12 protein-coding genes and 1 pseudogene are annotated in these 17,699 nt (G+C 61.6%); 10 read left to right on the top strand and 3 right to left on the bottom strand.

Translation table 11 applies throughout. The features are described from left to right. The 5 genes and pseudogenes from E3T23_RS15100 to E3T23_RS02255 form a co-directional block, all read left to right on the top strand. Positions 1-1,009 (top strand): annotated as a pseudogene (locus E3T23_RS15100) (helix-turn-helix domain-containing protein); the annotation flags it as partial. Positions 1,010-1,462: 453 nt separating this feature from the next. Beyond that, positions 1,463-2,869, top strand: a complete 1,407-nt coding sequence (locus E3T23_RS02270; RefSeq protein WP_134368792.1) for a ParB/RepB/Spo0J family partition protein — start codon at positions 1,463-1,465, stop codon at positions 2,867-2,869. Positions 2,870-3,482: 613 nt separating this feature from the next. Next, entirely contained in the window at positions 3,483-4,418 is a 936-nt protein-coding gene (locus E3T23_RS02265) for a DUF3560 domain-containing protein (protein ID WP_134368791.1), read from the top strand. Between the two features lie 375 nt (positions 4,419-4,793). Beyond that, a complete protein-coding gene (locus tag E3T23_RS02260) occupies positions 4,794-5,213 on the top strand; it encodes a DUF3846 domain-containing protein (RefSeq protein WP_134368790.1) in 420 nt (139 codons plus the stop codon). 279 nt (positions 5,214-5,492) lie between these two features. Further along, complete coding sequence (locus tag E3T23_RS02255; RefSeq protein ID WP_241977523.1) at positions 5,493-6,455, top strand: ParA family protein; 963 nt, start codon at positions 5,493-5,495, stop codon at positions 6,453-6,455. 724 nt (positions 6,456-7,179) lie between these two features. Here E3T23_RS02255 and E3T23_RS02250 read toward each other — a convergent pair. Further along, the gene (locus E3T23_RS02250) at positions 7,180-8,241 is read right to left on the bottom strand and encodes a coiled-coil domain-containing protein (protein WP_134368789.1); all 1,062 of its coding nucleotides are present in this window, start codon (positions 8,239-8,241) and stop codon (positions 7,180-7,182) included. Between the two features lie 572 nt (positions 8,242-8,813). Here E3T23_RS02250 and E3T23_RS02245 point away from each other — a divergent pair. Then, positions 8,814-9,515, top strand: a complete 702-nt coding sequence (locus tag E3T23_RS02245) for an SOS response-associated peptidase (RefSeq protein WP_134368788.1) — start codon at positions 8,814-8,816, stop codon at positions 9,513-9,515. A 67-nt stretch (positions 9,516-9,582) separates the two neighbouring features. Here E3T23_RS02245 and E3T23_RS15095 read toward each other — a convergent pair whose 3' ends face one another. Together E3T23_RS15095 and E3T23_RS02235 are read right to left on the bottom strand one after the other, a co-directional pair. Beyond that, positions 9,583-10,008 carry an NINE protein gene (locus tag E3T23_RS15095; protein WP_166806165.1) on the bottom strand — a complete coding sequence of 142 codons (426 nt, stop codon included), beginning with the start codon at positions 10,006-10,008 and terminating at the stop codon, positions 9,583-9,585. A gap of 55 nt (positions 10,009-10,063) precedes the next feature. Next, positions 10,064-10,282: a hypothetical protein gene (locus E3T23_RS02235; RefSeq protein ID WP_134368787.1), complete on the bottom strand. Its 219-nt coding sequence runs from the start codon at positions 10,280-10,282 to the stop codon at positions 10,064-10,066. A gap of 457 nt (positions 10,283-10,739) precedes the next feature. On the opposite strand from E3T23_RS02235, the gene E3T23_RS02230 reads away from it, so the two are divergent. The 4 genes from E3T23_RS02230 (at position 10,740) to E3T23_RS02215 (ending at position 17,358) form a co-directional block, all read left to right on the top strand. Further along, complete coding sequence (locus tag E3T23_RS02230) at positions 10,740-11,954, top strand: DNA adenine methylase (RefSeq protein WP_166806164.1); 1,215 nt, start codon at positions 10,740-10,742, stop codon at positions 11,952-11,954. Beyond that, positions 11,947-13,539, top strand: a complete 1,593-nt coding sequence (locus E3T23_RS02225; protein WP_134368785.1) for a DNA methyltransferase — start codon at positions 11,947-11,949, stop codon at positions 13,537-13,539. The genes E3T23_RS02230 and E3T23_RS02225 overlap by 8 nt, the downstream gene beginning before the upstream one ends. Positions 13,540-13,544: 5 nt before the next feature. After that, positions 13,545-15,905: a restriction endonuclease gene (locus tag E3T23_RS02220; RefSeq protein ID WP_134368784.1), complete on the top strand. Its 2,361-nt coding sequence runs from the start codon at positions 13,545-13,547 to the stop codon at positions 15,903-15,905. A gap of 892 nt (positions 15,906-16,797) precedes the next feature. Then, on the top strand, positions 16,798-17,358 hold the full coding sequence (locus E3T23_RS02215; RefSeq protein WP_134368783.1) for a recombinase family protein: 561 nt from the start codon (positions 16,798-16,800) through the stop codon (positions 17,356-17,358). Positions 17,359-17,699 lie beyond the last annotated feature (341 nt).

Raw genomic sequence — 17,699 nt, 5'->3', positions numbered from 1 at the left:
GGTGCGGGAGCCGCAGGACCTGGCGGAGTTGGACGCCATCGTGACCGACGTCGAAGCCCTCCTGACCCGGTTCCGGGTCACCCCGGGCCGGTGGGGCCGGACCGAGGCGTCCTCGAATCAGCAGACCATTCTCCGCGCCCTGGCCTACCTCACCCTGCAAACCGGCAAGCGCACTGTCGCTGCCGCGATCCGCGACCTGGGCCCGATGGGGGGCCTGGGCCGCACCACCGCAGCCGACGCCCTGACCGCCCTTGCTGCTGCCGGATACGTCGAACGGGTCAGTGCGAGTGACGACGGCAACGCCGCCGAATGGCGCCTAGCCTCCACGTTATCCACAGGTCCCAGTACAGTCCGGTCACAACCACTTAATAACCCCCGCCCCCCGGCCGAAATCGCGTCGTCTCCAGGTCGTTCTGCAGCTGAGCTCTTTAATACCCGCACCTACCTCGTGGCCCTGCTCGAGGAACAACTCACCGACCAACGCCATGACCTGTTCACCCGCCGGGGTCTGGGACACCTCGCCGGCAAGCTCTACGCCCTGCTGCGCCAGCACCCGTCCCTCACCATTGACTCCGCAGCTCGTCTCCTGGGCGTTACGGCCCGGCACACTGCCACGATCCTCAGTCGCCTCCGTCGTCACAAGCTCCTCGTTGTTCACCGTGATGGGTGGGCCAGGTCGAAGCAGGATCTTCGGAACCAGGCAGCCCTGCAGCTGGGCGTGTTGGGTACCCTGCTGGCCCGGGCGGAGCGGTATCGGATCGAGCGGGAGGTGTGGGCGTGGTGGCAAGCCGAACTGACCACGATGATGTCAGCGCCCAGGTCTCGGCCGCGGCGCCCGCATGTGTCGAGCCGGCCGTTGTTTGAGGCGAGCACTCCTGGGGAGCGGGTGTGGCCGCGGTATCCGCGGGCCAGCACCAACCTGGCCGATCACCGCTCCGCGCTCGAGCTGGTGGGTGCGGGGCTGCTCAACCCGGAGAACCGGTGGCAGTACCTGGGCGAGGCAGCGTAGCCGGGACTCTGCCCTGATGCTGTTGGGCTGTTGGGGATGCTTGGCGGTGGTGGGGAGGGCCCCCGGATTCAGCGTAGGTATCTAACATCTTCACCAGTCACGGAGGCCCTCCCCCGGCACGGTAGCGCGATGGTGGCCTTCGTGGGGATAGGGCTTCTCATCCGGTGCCCCGCCGGCCCTTGGAACCGTGCTGGTTTCAAGCGTGGACTTGTGGGAGAACAACCCACCTGCGGTGAGCCCTGCGGGCCTGGGAACCGCTGCGCGGTAGCCTCTTGCATTTTTTTATCTGTCTGGCCGTTTCACCGTAGTTCGCTCCGTGCCTACGTTGCGGGCTTTCGCGGCATATCCTCGCTGCGCTGCGGTATTCCACGACCCTGCACTCCGGCGCTCCCGCTCTCAATCGATTTCTCTTGCCAGACAGGCAAAAAAATCAGTTGATGGAGAGAGAACCCAATGACTAACACCACCGCCACCGTAGGCACCATCGAGCACATCGATCCCAACCTCATCGTCGTGGAAGCGAACGTGCGCTCCGAGGCTGCGCTGGGCCGGGAGTTCGTGGCCAGCATCAAGGCAAACGGTGTTCTGACGCCGATCCTCGCCCGCCGCGACGACCAGGGCAACATCATCGTCCGCGCCGGTCAGCGCCGCACCCTCGCCGCCCGTGAGGCCGGACTGGTGACCATTCCGGCGTACATCGTTGCCGCCGACGAAACGACCGTCGAACGCATCGTGCAGCAGATGGCCGAGAACGACCACCGCGAAGCCGTCACCGACGCCGACCGGGTGGCCGCGTTCCAGCAACTCGCGTTCGAGGGTCTTACCCCCGCCGTGATCGCCAAGCGACTGGGCAGCAAGCCTGCCACAGTCAAGGCCGGAATCGCTGTCGCAGAGAACGCCGTCGCAGCATCCGCCATCGTCAGCCACTCCCTCACTCTCGACCAGGCAGCCACACTGATCGAGTTCGAAGGTGACGACGAAACCGTGTCCGTGCTCATCGACATTGCAACTACCGCCCCGGAGAAGTTCGCCCACGCAGCACAACGCGCCCGCGACGAGGCCCGCATCGAATCGATCAAGGCCACCGCGACCGCCGACCTGATCGAGCGCGGCTACGAAATCCTCGACCGCGACCGTGGATCCTACGAAACCGACTACGTCAGCATCAGCTACCTGAGCACCGCAGCCGACGAACAGGTCACCGTGCAGCACCTCACCGATGCGGTGGGCCGGGCCGCGTACGTGTACGCCTACGCCAGCAGCGACACAGTCTTCGTGCGCTACTACCTGAAAGACCCCAAGGCTGCAGGATTTCGCAAGTCCAGCGGAAGCGGAGCCAGCAGCGGCCCGATGACCGACGACGAGAAGGCCGAACGCAAAACCCTCATCGCCAATAACAAGGCGTGGGCCAGCGCCGAGATTGTGCGCCGCGAATGGCTGGCCGAGTTCCTCAGCCGCAAGACCCTCCCCAAGAACACTGCCAAAGCCATCGCATTGGGCCTGACCGTGCACCACAGTGTTGTCGGCAAAGCCAACCAGAACGGCAACGTCCTCGCCCACACCCTCCTCGGATTGGAGCGGGCCAACTACTGGTCCGCTGACAAGCTCTCGGCACTGGTGGAACACTCCCCCACCAAGGCGCAGCACGTCACGCTCGCCATCGTGCTGGCAGGCATCGAGGACAGCACCAGCAAGGAAACGTGGCGCTACCCGGACGCCCACAGCGCCCGCTATTTCGAGCAGTTGGCCGCATGGGGATACAACCTCAGCGAGGTCGAGCAGATCGTGATCAACACAGTCGCCGAGAAGGTAGCCACCAAGGAAACCGAGGCCAACGCCGCCACGGTCACACAGGACTAACCTCGCCCCAAGCCCCGGCGTGACAGTCCCCCCACTGTCACGCCGGGGCTTTTCTGTTTCCAGACTCCGGCACGGAAGCCAGAGCCTAAAAACAACCAGGCACCTGTCCCTTCGGGCCGTGAAGGAACAGCGGCGCAGCCGCCGTACCCATCCCCCAGGGGAGCCGCTACGCGGCACGGAGATATCAGAGTGATATCACTCTGAAAGCAAGACGGCCAAGCCGTCAGAAGCTATATGGAGCCGCTTCGCGGCACTGATTGCCGGGCATTTTTGTCCTTTCTGGCGGTTCACCGTAGCTCCCTCCCGTGCCTGCGTCACCCGCAGTGCCGGACGCGCCCTGCGGGCTTATTTCGCCCAACACTGCAGGCACTTCGGCACTCCCGGTCGCTATCGATTTCTTTTGCCAGACAGGCAAAAAAACAGTTGTCCACGAGGAAAGAGAACCCATGGCTGAGTCCGATTGCCCGTGCGAGAACACCTACCCGAGGGAGCGCTACGCGGACGGGTGCGGCTGCAGCGGGTGCACCTCGGAAGGGGCCGTAGATACCCAGCCCGGAGAAACCTGCACCGCGACCCGCTACGCCGACAGCTTCGCATAAACGAGGGAAAAAACATGCTCACCATCACCCACAGCCACGCAGCCGGAACCATGATCGACGGCACCAGTAAAGGCGACGGAACCGCCGAAGTCCTCAGGACCGTTGGTTGGCGTTGGGGGCGCAGCATCGGCGCCTGGTTCGTGCCCCAGTCCCGCGACCGCCTCCCTAAGCTCCACACCATCACCCGCACCCAGGAGGCCTTGGAAGCGGCCGGATTCGAGGTCGAAACCGACATCGACAGCACGCGACGCACGACCGCCGAGGTCGAGGCCGGAAAGATCGAGCGTCAATCCGACCGGGTCGACGCCCTGGCCGCCAAAGCCGACCGGAAGGCCACCGCAAGCGACGACGCGTGGACCCGCGCCCGGAGCGCGCTTGACCGCCTGCCCGAAGGAGGAGAACCGATCAAAGTCGGCCACCACTCCGAAGGACGCCACCGCAACGCGATCACCAAAGCAGATAACGCCATGCGTAAATCAGTTGAAGCCAGCGTCGACGCCACCCACGCCCAGGCGCGAGCCGACGCCGCCACCCACACCACCGACGCCCGCTACCGGCCCGTCACGGTGGCCAACCGCATCGACACTCTGGGGGCCGAGCTCCGCAAGTTAGAACGACGCGTCATCGCCCCGCGCTACGACGCCGCACAAGGCTACGTCGACGCCACCGACGCCCAGATGCAGGCCCGAGCAGACCACCTCGCACCGAACCTCGCTGAAAAGCGCGACCAGATCGCGTACTGGGAAGCCGTGCGCGCCGCCCAGATCGAGAGCGGAACGGCCACCGGCTACGACCGCAGCACCGTCAAGAAGGGTGACCGGGTGAAGATCCGCGGCCAGTGGCGCGAAGTCGTCCGCGCCAACCCCAAAACGGTCAGTGTCAGCACCGGGTACACGTGGACCGATACCGCCCCGTATGCGGAGATCCAGCAGCACCAGCGGCCCGAATAACTGCCGCGTAGGCCGGCCCACCCTGGGGCCGGCCGCCGTGAGGGGGATGTTGCCCCCTCGCACTCCCCCACCAGGTGAATCCGGCCTGGAGGCCGCACCCACACGGAGCCGGCTGCGCCGGCCTGACTCTTTCAAAACATTTCTTCCCTTGGTGGCCAATCATCGTAGTTCGCTTGCGTGCCTGCGTCACCCGCACTCTCGCACGCGGTCGCAGGCTCCCTTATTTCGCACGAGACTGCGGGCACTCCGGCACTCCCGCTCTCAATCGATTTCTCTTGCCACCAAGGGCAGAAAAACGGTGGACGACAACACAACCACTGCCCACGAGAGAGCTCGGGACCCCGCGCACCTCACCAACCTTGGAGAGAGAACCCCATGACCACCAACATCCGCAGCGTCAAGATCAACCCGACCGAAACCATCACCACCCTGGACGTGAACGAGGCCAGCATCGGGGCGGACATCATCGCCGCCATCGGCTGCCGGATGTTCGACGTCGTCGGCCTGGAGGACGACATCGACCTCTTCGTCGATGATGAAGGCCTCATCAACGGGTCAACCCTGAACCTGCCCGCGACCGTCCTCACCCACCGACTCGGCTCCCGCACGGTCATCTTCGGCACCGCCATCGCCGTCAGCGTCACCCGGGACGGTGAAACCGTCGGCCTCACCGACGACCAGCTCGCCCGAATCCAAGAGTCTCTCGCGCAGAAGCCCGACGCCGGGACCGTCGACGCCCTCGTGGAGAGCCTGTCCCCGTTCCCCACCGTGGTGAGCATGCTCCGTAACATCTAGCCGCAAGCACCGGCTGGCCCCGGGAGGGCCGGCCGGTGAGGGGTGTCCCCCTCACACTCCCCCACTGGTGTGGGCCGACTGCGGAAACTCGTTGAGCAGCCCACCTGGACGTCACTGCCATGACACCGGCCGTTGTCGCGGCCAGGGGTACTCCCTCCCACTCCCCGGCGAGTATTGGCGATAGGTATAGTAGATGTTATAGCACTACGTATAGCGATACGTAGTGCACGACTAAACGTGTAACGTATTGCACTAACAGGTATTGGGCGTGTTGCGGAGATGTCTGCACCTGTAGCGACTACGCTCTCAATGAGGGCTGTAGCAGTCCACACAATAAGGAGTACAGCAATGGCTATTGCACGAACTGTCGCCATCGAGCAGGGCAAGGGCGGGGTCGGAAAGACGAGCCTCGTTGCCAACGTCGGCGGCCTTGCCGCTGCGGCTGGAGTGCGAACCCTCATCGTGGACCTCGACCCCCAGGGGAACATCGCACGCGACCTTGGATTCCCACCCTCCGACGGCCAGGCGCTCTTCAACGCCTTCGCAACCGGCGGCAGCCTGCCCGTCCTCAAAGACATCCGCCCCAATCTCGACGTCGTGCCAGGCGGACCAGCCGTGGGGGACATCGCCGGACTCAACTTCTCTTGGCAGCAGCGCGGGGCCGGCGACTTCGGAGTGCAACTCGAGCGCACCCTTGGAGCCATCGCGGGGGAGTACGACCTCATCCTGCTCGACACCCCGCCGGGGGACCGAGTGATCGCCGAAGGCGCCCTTGCCGTCGCGACCTCCGTTGTTATACCTACCCGATCCGATGAAGCCAGCATCGATGGCGTGGCCCGGGTTGCCGAGAGATTCCAGAACGTAGCAACCCGAAACCCTCAGCTTCGTCTTGCAGGCGTCGTGCTGTTTGCGGTCGGATCACGCTCGGTCCGACTCGAAAGAGACGTTCGCGCAGCCCTGACCGACCTGCTGGGCGGGGTCGCGCCGGTATTCGAAACGCGTATCCGCCACCTAGACAGCGCGGCCGTCGACGCACGTAGCCGAGGACTATTGATCCATGAGCTAGAACAGGCAGCAAAAGACGACAGAGCAGCACGTCTGACCGCGCTCAAAGCTAAGGAAAAGCCCGCGGACGGATTGTTCGTGCGCGATGCGAGCGGCCTCGCCGAGGACTACGAGAACCTCACCCGCGAAATCCTCACCGTTCTCGGGCAGATTCAGAACGAGGTTGAAGTCGCGTGAACATGATCAAACGCACAAGCGTTGGAAGTAGCTTCAGCACCCCAAAGACAAACAAGGAAGAACCACGAGACCGTGCCGCCGGCCTAGCCGGAATACTCCCACCCCGCACGTCCACGGCAGCCGCCGTGGTGCAGGAAACGGAACCACAAACGGAGATAGTGCCAGAACAAGGTGCGGCACCGGATCCGCACAAGCCAACGAAGCCCCGAGCTACCGCGCAAAACAACGGTGGGGGAGGGGTCGCCACCATCGGCGTGTACCTAGCCCCATCGACTCTCGAGCGCGCTCGTGAAGCAGCCTTGGAACGGCGTGTCACCTACACAGACTTGCTCGTCGAAGCCTTCGACAACGTAACGGATACCCAATTGGCTGCCGAGTTTGCACCTGCTGCGCCACTCATTCAGGGCAAAGCAATGCCCACTCGCGCACGGCGTCGGCGTGGAACCGCCGGGATCCAAATGAATCTACGGCTCAGCAGCGAACAGCGTGAGTGGCTCGATGCAAAGGTCCTCAACCTAGGCGCCCCATCACGATCAGCATTGGTCGCCGAGGCACTCCGGTTGCACCTCAACCCGACTGACTGATTCACCCTCAGGCGAGTGGTTCAACGGCGTAGAACATACGTAGCCAGCCGACGAACGCGCCCGCTCAGCGCCGTGGATGACCTAGTCACGCGCCCAATAGGGCCCCGCCGAGACGCGGGCCGGGGGAGTGGGCCGGCGTTCTACTTCTGCTTGGGGCGTGGCGCCTGTGCTTCGGCGCGGTCGGCGCGGGTGCGCTGTTCGCGTTCACTGGTGCGTGCTTGGTCGAGGTCGGCGCGTAGCTGGGTGAGTTGCTGCTCGAGGGCGGCCCGCACGTCGGTGACGCGCTGCTCGGCGTAGGAACGCTCCCTGCCGGCCTCGGCCGTGGCGCTGTCTCGTTCACTGCTGACTGTGGCCAGGCGCCCGGTGAGAACGAGCGCTTCCGCCCGGGCGCTCTCGCGCTCCGTCCGGGCCTGATCGAGCAGGTCCCGGGTGCTCGCAGCATCCGTCTCGGCCCGCTCCGAGCGGCTGGCCGCGGCGGCGGCCTGCGCGATCGCGTCGCGCGCGGCCGCCAGTGCCTCGTCCTTGGCCGTTGTGGCCGCCGCGACGAGCTCCCGGGCCTCGGTGAGCTGTGCGGTCGTGGCCGCGTTCTCGATGCTCAGAGTGGCCACCTGGTCTGTGAGGGCGGTGATCTCGGCGGTCGCCCGTGCATTGTCCTCTCCCGCAGTGACCAGGTCGCTCTCGAGGGTGGCGGCTCGCTGCTCGAGCGCGGCCAGGGTCGTGCGGAGCTCGTCGACCAGGGCCGCTGATTCCTCGGCTGCCGCGTCGGCTTCGGCGCGCTCGGCATCGGCCTTGCGGGTGGCGGTCTCGGCGCGGTTGGCGCGGGCGGCTGCCGTGGCGACCTGCTCGGCCGCGTCAGAGGTGACGGCCTCGATCTGTGCTTCGGCTGCGTCCGGGTCCGCGACGGTGCGGAGCTCGTCGACGAGGACCACCAGCTGCTGCTGCAGGTGCTCGACCATCCCGGCGACCTGGGACCGCAGCACGCTCGCCCGCTGCCGTGCCGCATCAACGGGGAGCTTGTCGTCCTCGACGGCGCGCTCGACCCGTCCGGACTCGGCGCGGCGGGCCCGCCACGCAGCGGCGCGGTTGTGAGCGGGATTGACGCAGTAGCCGGCGGGCCGGCCGACACCGGCCGTGGCGTCCACGGGCTCGTCGCAGCCGGGGAAACCGCAGGTGCGCACGTCGGTGACTTCAGGAATGCTCATACCAATATCGTATCACTGGCAACGCAATACGTGAACGAAATAACGATAACGATAACGAAAATACGAAACGGCCGCTCGTCTCGGAGAGCGTGGAACTCGCCGTGTGGCGGGGTGCTCTGTGCCGTCCAGGGCTCGGATGACCTGGCAGTGCCACCCGACTGTGAGCACTGCCTCATCTCGAGGCCGCCCACCGGAACGATTCGTGCCGAGTGTCGCTGTCGTTCGGGCGACCTGGTCAACAGGATTGAGCCCGACGGGCCCGGGGGAGCGGTGTCGGAGATTCTGGCCGAACCGTGTCGAGAGGGCGCCCTGCCCGGGGACGGACCGGATTCATCGAGGGCGCCCTAAGCGGTGCCCGGCGTAGTGTGGCCGACATGGACGACCTTGGTGTGCCGAACTGCGAACGATGCTTGGTACGCATGGTGATCGAGGGCACCGATGACGGCCCCTACTGGTGCTGCCCGGAGTGCAGTGTCGTTCGACTCGTCTGACGTACCTCTTCCCGGCTGGCCCAGAGGGCAACGGGTTGATTCCATTGCTGGTGAGGTCGGGGGAGCGGTAGCTTCAACAGCATGTGCGGCAGATTCGTGGTTCCCAGCACCACCGATGAGCTGCTGAGCGTCTTCGACGCCACCGGCGACAACGCCGCCGACTGGAAGCCCTCGTACAGTGTTGCCCCCACGGATCCCGCGCCGATCGTGCGCGAGTGTATCCACGACGAAACACTGCAGCGGGACGTGGATTTGGCATCGTGGGGGTTGAAGCCTGGTTGGGCGAAGCCGGGTGGTCCTGCCCCGATCAATGCACGCCTGGAATCTGTGGCCAGTAACGGCATGTTCCGCAGCGCGTTTGCCAGCCAACGGTGCCTGGTGCCCATGGCCGGTTACTACGAGTGGCAACAGATGGACGATGGCAAACAGCCCTACTTCATCCACAGTGACGGCGATGTGCTGGCGGCGGCCGGCCTGTACGCGGCCCGTCAGGAGGGAGACGTGTGGAAGATCTCGTTCACGATCATCACCCGCGCGGCGCGCGACGCGTCCGGTGAGATCCACGACCGGATGCCAGTGTTCTTGACCCCGGACGTGTGGGACCAATGGCTGCGCCCGGAGAAGATCACCGACAAGGAAGAAGTCCTCTCAATGCTTGACCGCAGCTCCGTGGCTGTCGCCAGGACTGTGACGGCGTTCCCAGTAGCCCGCACTGTGAACAATGTCCGCACGCTCGATCCTGGGGATCCTTCCCTTATTGAGCCTGCGGCCAAAAAAGAATAGAGCCCGGCGTCCAGCGCAGCCGATTGGAAGAGCTTCAATGGAGGTCGTTTGGCCGCGGACCGAGAGATCACGGGCGGTTGTTTGCGTGCAGCCTCGCGTTGGCGCTCCGCACGTACTCGGGCATGTAGATGAGGTCAATTATCCACATGATTGCTGCGCCCAGGAGCAGCAGATATCCGAATCCGAATGGAGTGAGTACCCACCCTCCCCACCAGAGAAGCAGGAAGATGATCGCAGTGCGGATGTGACCCAGGTAGAAGTTGTGTGCGGAGACTCCGCCTAGAAGAATGCACAACAGATATCCGGTGGTGGAGTCCTTGGCGCCGGGAGTCTGCTGGATGGGGCCACGTGCCAGCGGGATAGCGTGCTGGACGGGTGGAGTTGCCACCGGGGATGACTGCGCGGTCCACACGGTGCCGTTCCACCAGCGATATAGCGTCGCGTCATTCGGGTCGATGTACCAACCCGGCGGCGCCTCAACGTCGTTACTCACGATCCCCCATCAACATGCTGCATTCGTCCTGTACGGCCTTGCGAAGTCGCGGACCCTACCTGACCGCTTTGGACGGCGGCGAAGCGATGCCATCGAGTTGTCGTGGCTTTTCCTTCCACGAACCGTAGCTGGGCAGCCACTCGCCCGTGGCCTCGTACCACCTGACTACCTTGTAGTGACCGAAGAGCGCTGAGCGCACTGCCGCCTGAATTACGGCGTAGGTAAGGGCAAGACCGACAACGGACCCGATGATCCAGATAAGGACGTACTCCATATTCGCTCCCCAAGCTTTTTCTCAGCTTAACGAGGCTCGTCGAGAAGGGCGATCACCCCGAAGGGGGAGAACAGCCTGCGGAACGTACATCGGGATGATCCCTGCCGTCTCTGCCCCCAGATCGGGGAAGGAACCGGACATCCGAAGGCAGGGGCGCGGCACATCACTTGGGACCGGTTGTAGGGAACCCGTTCACGCACGATGATTCGGATAGGAGGACTAGAACCAGGGCATATCCACATGGCGCTCTGACGTGCTGCTGTCTCAGCTAACTTCGTCCTACAGATCCGCGGCGGTTCGTGACAGCTGGCGTGGTGACAGTCCCGGACAGGGGAATGTCGCCCAGTTGGGCGTTGTCGATAAGCTTGGTCCGCGCCTCGCGGAATGACCTCCCATGCCGACGGCTACGCAAAGAACGGCAGAGAATTTGTCTCGTCTGCCGAGGAATGACGATTTTTTGATCCCCCGAACTGCCTTCCCGCTGCCCATGCAATATATGGGTTCCAAGCAACGCATTGCTGGTTGGATCCTCGACGAGATAGCGGCGGCGTTTCCTGCGACCGAAACGTTAGTGGACTTGATGAGTGGATCGGGATCCATTGCCAATGAAGCGGCGGCTCGTGGCCTGGCAATCTGGGCGAACGATATACAGCCTTATTCACACCGCGTTCTCGCGGCGGCCTTTGAAGTTCCGCGCGGGGAGCTTCCAGAGATTATCGAGTGGTTCGAATCTGGTGGAGCCCAGGCGATCCTCCTAGATGGCCCGCGATCATCTCTGCGGGAGGCACTTTTGGTGGAGCAGGAGTTTGTCGCTGCCCAGAGCAGTGGAGATTTCGATTGGCAGAAGTATGCCGAGTTCTGCGCCGCAGAAAGCGGAAGCCATCACGAAGCAACAGGCAGGTTCGACCTTTTCTCGGCCTACTATCCGAACACGTATTTTGGAATTGGTCAGTGTCTGGAAATTGATGCGATCCAAGAAATGGCAGCAAAGCTTTCTCCCGCCGGGGCTCAGATGGTAATTGGTGCACTCATCTCGAGCTTGACCTTTGTCGCGTCGACAACTACCCACCTGGCTCAGTACCTCAAGCCAGGTTCGGAGAAAACCGCAAGGAATTTGGTCTTACGGCGGTCAATGAATATTGAGCGCGAAGTACTGAGTCGACTTAGAGCTCTCACCCGATATCCCCGGCCGTCCTTCGCTAGGACTCTGAATCTTGGCTTTCAGGACGCCCTCGACACCATAGACGCTGCGCCCAAGACAACTGTTGTTTACGCCGATCCTCCCTACTTCAAAGAGCATTACTCGCGCTATTACCACGTGCTTGATACCGTCGCCCTCTATGACTATCCATCCCTCACCTTCAACGATCGACTCAATCAAGTGACCGTTGGCCGATACCGCGAGGGGAGGATTGTTAGTGCCTTCGGTTTACGTTCGAAGGTAGAAGGTGCTTTCCGCGAGCTATTCGAGATGTCGATGGCGAAGGGTTACGAGGTCGCGCTGAGTTATGCGAATACATCTCTTCTCAGCGCGGAAAGGATCACTACTATCGCCGAGGCTGTTGGCTTCACGGTCGAACTGAAGTCCATCGACCTTCGACATTCGGGACAGGGGCAGGCCAAGGCCAAGTCTGACGTGACGGAATACTTGTTTCTTCTTAGCCATGCGTAACTCGACAGACGAAATCACGTTCCGGACTGTCGATGCTTTGCGAACAGCCCTAGGCGACCTCCGGCCCGAGCACGATACCCCCATTGGCGTCGTCCACCCCTATTGGGCGCGTAAACCGATGAATGTGGTGGAAACAATCATTCGCCACCTGTCTTCCGTCGACGACTTCGTTGTTGACCCTTTCATGGGCTCGGGAACCACAGTCTTCGCGGCGCTTTCCACTCACCGTCGTGCAGCAGGTAGCGACATTAGCCCGATGGCCCAGCACTTAGTTGAAGGCGTCCTCGACTTAATCGAAAACGCGAAAGTGCTCCTGCCAGAAATTCGTCGCATTCTCGACGTCCACTCCTTCGAAACGCTTTCTTGGTTCGCTGTTGATGATGAGAGCTTCATCGAACGCGAGAGATATCGCGTCGACGGGGACTTTGGTCACGGTGCCTTCACGCTTACCTTGACGGAGGTGGTGACCAAGAAGCGCAGAGCTGCCACTTGGGGTATGCGAACTGCCCGCTCTGATCAGCGGACACTGTCAGAAGTGATCGGCCAACGTGCTCTCCCCCTGGCATCGACACGCGCGATCGTCGACTTTGACGCCATCAGCCTGCCACCCAACTCAAGAATCGCAATCCCTCAGGGAGCGACGCTGGCTCAATACTTCACTGTGCAGAATCAGGCCAGCATCAACGTCCTACTGGGCCTCATCTCAGATTCGCCTTTGGTCGCAAAACATGCGGCAGCACTGAAACTCGTTCTATCTGCGTCGTTGCCCCTCCTTAGGCTTTCGGATAAGAAAGCGAGTTCGCAGTGGCCCTACTGGCGGCCCAAGACTGACCTAACCTCTCGAAACCCCATCATGGTTCTGAATGCCCGATTCCGGCAGATCGAGAAGATGGTCGAATGGGCACACGACTCCATCCCAGTGGCACGCGTTCCGAATGCCTTCCAGCTGCTGACCCTGCCCGCTCAGGAGCTGACGCACACGCATCTAAATCAGACTCCATTCCTCGTTTTAACCGATCCACCGTACGGTGATCAGGTTCCCTATGGCGAGTATGCGGCGATGTGGAACGGGGTCCTCGACCTTGCTGTGCCCGCGTCCGCTCACAGTCATGAACTCGTTCGCTCGGACGCCCAGCACCGACAAATCGACTCTGACGCATACCTTGATCGACTAGCTGAGGCATTCGCCGCTAATGCGACACTTCTCGGCCCGACGGGTTTCCTTGCATGGTTCTATCAAGACCAGGATTTGCGCTGCTGGAACACGATCTACGAGGCAGCCTCGAAAGCTGGTGTGTTCCTTATCGATGTAATTCCCATTCCCAAGCAACGTCGGTCGCTGAAAACGGTGACATCACCCAACACAACGCTTGATGGTGACTTGCTGTGTGTCTTCTCCCGATTGTCGGCCGCACCAGATAGATTCGCGAACGACACCGAAAAACGGCCGGCTCCTGCAGCGGGCTCGACATATTTCGGGAGATACGCGGCAATGATCGCCGCGGCTTTGCGCTCGGGCGACATCACTCGTCTGGCCGACAAGTACGGCACTGTTAAACGCGCACTGGCCGCGGGGGAAGGCTGACCACCATGTACTGGCTACTTGACGAACAAACTAAAGAGGATGTCCGTGACAAAGTAGCTCGCCTGGTCGCTTCGATCGCACAAGTGACTGGCACGACTCAAGCGGAACAGCTTTTTCCATTTGTGGGCCGCAAAGATCTTCGAAAAGCGGAGACTATCGTCCGGGAACTCAGTGACGACGACGGTCTCGTGGTCGACCCTTTCTCTGGATCCGGTATCTTCTCGTACGCCGCAGCCAAACTAGGCCGACCCGTAAACTCCAATGAGTGGGAGCCCTATACCCAGCGGATGAGCTCCAGTCCTTGGCGGCTCCCGGGGGAGTCGGAACTTGCGCAGGCAAAAAAAGATCTCATAAAGCAACTCAGGCCGGTCATTGATGACCTCTATCGCGTCGTCTGCTCGTGCGGTCACCTACACGTCATTGACTCCCAGTTTTTCGATCGAAAGCCTCTCCGATTCCGGGATGTCACCCATCATGTGCGCCTTGGTCCCTCCGGGATGACGATGGCATATCGGCAAGGACACAAGTGTCCCGTCTGTGGCGCAACGGATAAATTCTTCGATGACGAGGACCAGCGTCACTTGGACGAAGTGAACAGTCGACCGATTCCCCAGAAGTATGACCAGTTGTTTTCAACCGAATTGATCAAGAACTCGCGGATCAACCTTTCTGGACCTTGGACAACTTACGGCAATCTTTTTCCTCACCGTTCAAAGCTCGCGATGGTCGCAATCTGGGAAGCTATCGACCAGCTGAAAATCAGCGAGCATGTTCGCCTTTTTTTGCAGGACGCTTTTCTCGCAATCATCATGCAAGCAAAGTTCAAGGATTACCGCGGAAAAAGCCAAGATCTGCATGTCCCCGATGTGCAACTTCGCGAAGTAAATCTTCTTTTTCGCCTTGCTGACTCAATAGACAAACGATCAGCTGGATTGCGGAAATATCCATTCGCAACCAACAGCGGGACTTCACCGATTTCGTGCCTGGATTTCCGCGACTTTCTAGTAACTCTGTCTCCAGGATCTGTTCAGTTGATGCTGACCGATCCACCCTGGACGGAAGCCAACGCGTACTTTGAAAAGGCGCAGGTCTACCACCCCTGGCTCGGCTATCGCTTGAGTGATGACGACACTCGGCTGGCCAATGAGGTCGTCGTCACGGACGCTCCCTCTCGTTCGGTTGAGCACAACGAAACAAGATGGTGGTCTGATCTAGGAGAGTTTTTCACCGGCGCCGGTAGTGCGATCGAAGATCTCGGCTACCTGGCCCTGTATTTCCGTCCGACTCCTGCCCGACGCTGGCTCGAAAACATAAACCGGCTGAAGTTGGCCGCCCGGATGGCAGGCTTCGAACCACTGTTGACGATCGACGTTTCCAGTGCGGACCCCTCCATGCGTATCCAGCAAAGCGCCGCCTACGTTTTTTCCGCTGATATCGTGTTCGTCTTCATTAAGCTTCCTCAAGCCGTTCGCCGTCACTTCATCAGAGACATCGACCTAGACCACCTCGCCTATCGAGCCGCAAGCCATCTTCAGGAGACAACCGCTGCGCCCATCAGCGAGGCTTCGTGGCGCCGAGGATTTAGCGATTCTCTTATTGCCGAAGGTGTGCCTGAAATGAATCTCCCGACTAATGAGCACATTGTGTCTGAGCTGTTTGAGAGATATACCAGGGAGGTCCAGCCCGGCGGCTACCTCGTACGGCCCCACACGCCATTTGCGGGACAGCTTTTCGACGTCCCCGCCGCTGAACGCCTATTCGCGTACGTCCCGGCCGTCGTGCGAGAGCTGACTGATACAGATTCCACCTTCACCTACGACATGTTCCTCATTCGTCTTGCCGGGTACGTCGAAAACGGCACGCGCATGCTCATCAATGATGTCCAAGGAATGGATATGCGTCAGATTCTGGCGCCATATGCCGTCGCCCTAGAAGACGGTAAGAGGTTCAAAAAGCGGCCAGTTCCTGCGCTGCCTCAAGGCATTTCGCAGATCATGGAACTCGACCCTTACCAATTTGAACACTTTGCAGCCGAGCTACTCCGGCGACAGGGATATACCGACGTTGCAGTCCAAGGAGGCTCTGGTGACCGCGGAGTTGACATTGCCGCGATCGATCCGAGCAACCAATCCGTTGTGGTCCAGTGCAAGCGTTACATCGGTAGTGTGAGCGCCACTCCGATACAACGTTTGCACAGCTTTGCCATCACTCGTGGCGCAACGAGACGAATTGTCATGACTACTTCCTGGTACACAAGGGATGCGAAAGATGAAGCTCTGCGAACAGGTACAGAGCTGATCGACGGGACCCACCTCGAACAGCTGGTCGCACAGTTTATGCCCGATTTTGGCGTTGCAGGAGATTAACTCAAATGCATCCAGTGAGTATTTGCGGGTTTGGGGGCTAGTGAATATTGCCTTCGGGGGCCACCGATATTGCGGCCGGGTGCCCGTGTTAACGCCAACTGAAAACAGGGCCAGAAAAGCCTAGAACTCGCCCGGCAGTAGTGGCCCTGTATTCGGTCGGCGTTAACAGCCAGGCTGGCGCGCGGCCGGGGGCCGCTGGCGCGCGGACAAAACCAGGTGATCGGTGGGGATCGCGGCCCGTAGTTGTTCGACGGCGGTCCAGCAGTCCGGGGCGTCGACCGTGGCCGACGTTGACTCGTTGGCGTGTCGCGGGCCCCCCTTTCATGCCCCCAAAATCCGCCCGCAGGTGCCGCGGCTGTCGGCTAGGACAGGTGCACCAGGTCGCATGACGGGCACCGCCAGAACGGGCTGGCCGGCGCGCCTTCGGCGCGCATGGGGATGAGGCAGCGTTCGCAGTTCGGGGGAGCGCTTAGGGGGTCTGGTTCCATGTCGGCACCATAGCCGGAGCCGTCGAATTGCATTCCCTGAGATGGGCAAAGACAGCAATTCTGGTGCCCCGGTGAAAGACAACGGCGTGCCCAGTTCCACGCCGTGCGCCAGGATGCACAGGCAACCTGGCCGCTAGAAAGTGGCGGCGGCGTCCGCCGCAGATTCAATCGCCCTCGCCCGATGAGTCCACACCAATAAGGGCGTCGTACGCGGCGAGTCTGAGCGCATCGACAACGCTTGAGCTGGATAAGAGCGATGTGCCCAGCGTTACGTTGGAGTACACCCCAACTAGATGTCAGGTGACGGCATTCATCACAGTCAAGATAGGGTCAAATTCTTATTGGTTGACAGCCTTTGATGCGGGGTCTTAGAGTTCAACCTGACATAAGAGACAGGAAATTCCGTGACGGGCCAACGAGTTGGATATGTGCGAGTCAGCACCCTCGACCAGAACACCGTCCGCCAGCTTGATGGCGTCGATGTCGACCGGGTCTTTGAGGACAAGGCGTCGGGGAAGGATCTGAACCGGCCCGAACTCGAGGAGATGATCAAGTTCGTCAGAGATGGCGACACCGTTCTCGTGCACTCCATGGATCGCCTTGCCCGCAACCTGGATGATCTCCGCTCGATCGTGCGCCGGCTCACGGCGAAAAAGGTCCGAGTCGAGTTCGTGAAAGAGCAACTCTCCTTCACGGGCGACGATAACGCGATGGCGAACCTGCTCCTTAATGTCATGGGAGCTTTTGCTGAGTTCGAGCGGTCCCTGATCCGTGAACGGCAACGCGAGGGAATCGCACTGGCCAAGAAGCGTGGCGCCTACCGAGGCCGCACCCCGTCACTCGACACGGCTCGCGCCGCCGAGCTGAGCGAGAAGGCCGCCGCCGGCGTACCGAAAGCTGCTCTCGCTCGAGACTTCGGGATCAGCCGCGAAACCGTCTACGCCTACCTCCGCGCCGAGGCCTGAAAGATTCTCCGATGAGACAGCCATGCCTGCAGCCGGAGGAGGGGCAGTGCAATTCCAGCGGCGAGGGCTCGCTCGTTCGATCGCGCGTCCATGCCGTGCCAGGAACGGTCGGCGGGCATCGAGGGCGGACCAGACCACGCACCGACGCCATGGTCAGCGAGCCAGGGCTCCCGTGCACGGACGATGGGGCCGTGGTGGGCGGCTGCACAGCCCGGTCCGCATCAATGTGTTCGAGGAAGGGGACTGGCATCCCCGTAGCGTTGAATGTTCCGATGGCTCCACCTTCGGCCCGCTGTTCAAGCCAGTCCTCCAAGCCTCGGCCATCACTAATGGCTGTCGGC

Origin of the sequence: Cryobacterium cheniae (assembly GCF_004403395.1) — a bacterium.
GTDB classification, from domain to species: domain Bacteria; phylum Actinomycetota; class Actinomycetes; order Actinomycetales; family Microbacteriaceae; genus Cryobacterium; species Cryobacterium cheniae.
The sequence above is the reverse complement of the archived record's forward strand: the minus strand, read 5'-3'. Positions and strand labels throughout refer to the sequence as shown.

What these genes read in the sequence shown, in the direction of transcription:
- E3T23_RS02265 (WP_134368791.1), top strand. Translation starts at nt 3,483, where the DNA reads ATGCTCACCATCACCCACAGCCACGCAGCCGGAACCATGATCGACGGC.
- E3T23_RS02250 (WP_134368789.1), bottom strand. Translation starts at nt 8,241, where the DNA reads ATGAGCATTCCTGAAGTCACCGACGTGCGCACCTGCGGTTTCCCCGGC.
- E3T23_RS02220 (WP_134368784.1), top strand. Translation starts at nt 13,545, where the DNA reads ATGTACTGGCTACTTGACGAACAAACTAAAGAGGATGTCCGTGACAAA.
- E3T23_RS02270 (WP_134368792.1), top strand. Translation starts at nt 1,463, where the DNA reads ATGACTAACACCACCGCCACCGTAGGCACCATCGAGCACATCGATCCC.
- E3T23_RS02235 (WP_134368787.1), bottom strand. Translation starts at nt 10,282, where the DNA reads ATGGAGTACGTCCTTATCTGGATCATCGGGTCCGTTGTCGGTCTTGCC.
- E3T23_RS02245 (WP_134368788.1), top strand. Translation starts at nt 8,814, where the DNA reads ATGTGCGGCAGATTCGTGGTTCCCAGCACCACCGATGAGCTGCTGAGC.
- E3T23_RS02255 (WP_241977523.1), top strand. Translation starts at nt 5,493, where the DNA reads ATGTCTGCACCTGTAGCGACTACGCTCTCAATGAGGGCTGTAGCAGTC.
- E3T23_RS02260 (WP_134368790.1), top strand. Translation starts at nt 4,794, where the DNA reads ATGACCACCAACATCCGCAGCGTCAAGATCAACCCGACCGAAACCATC.
- E3T23_RS02225 (WP_134368785.1), top strand. Translation starts at nt 11,947, where the DNA reads ATGCGTAACTCGACAGACGAAATCACGTTCCGGACTGTCGATGCTTTG.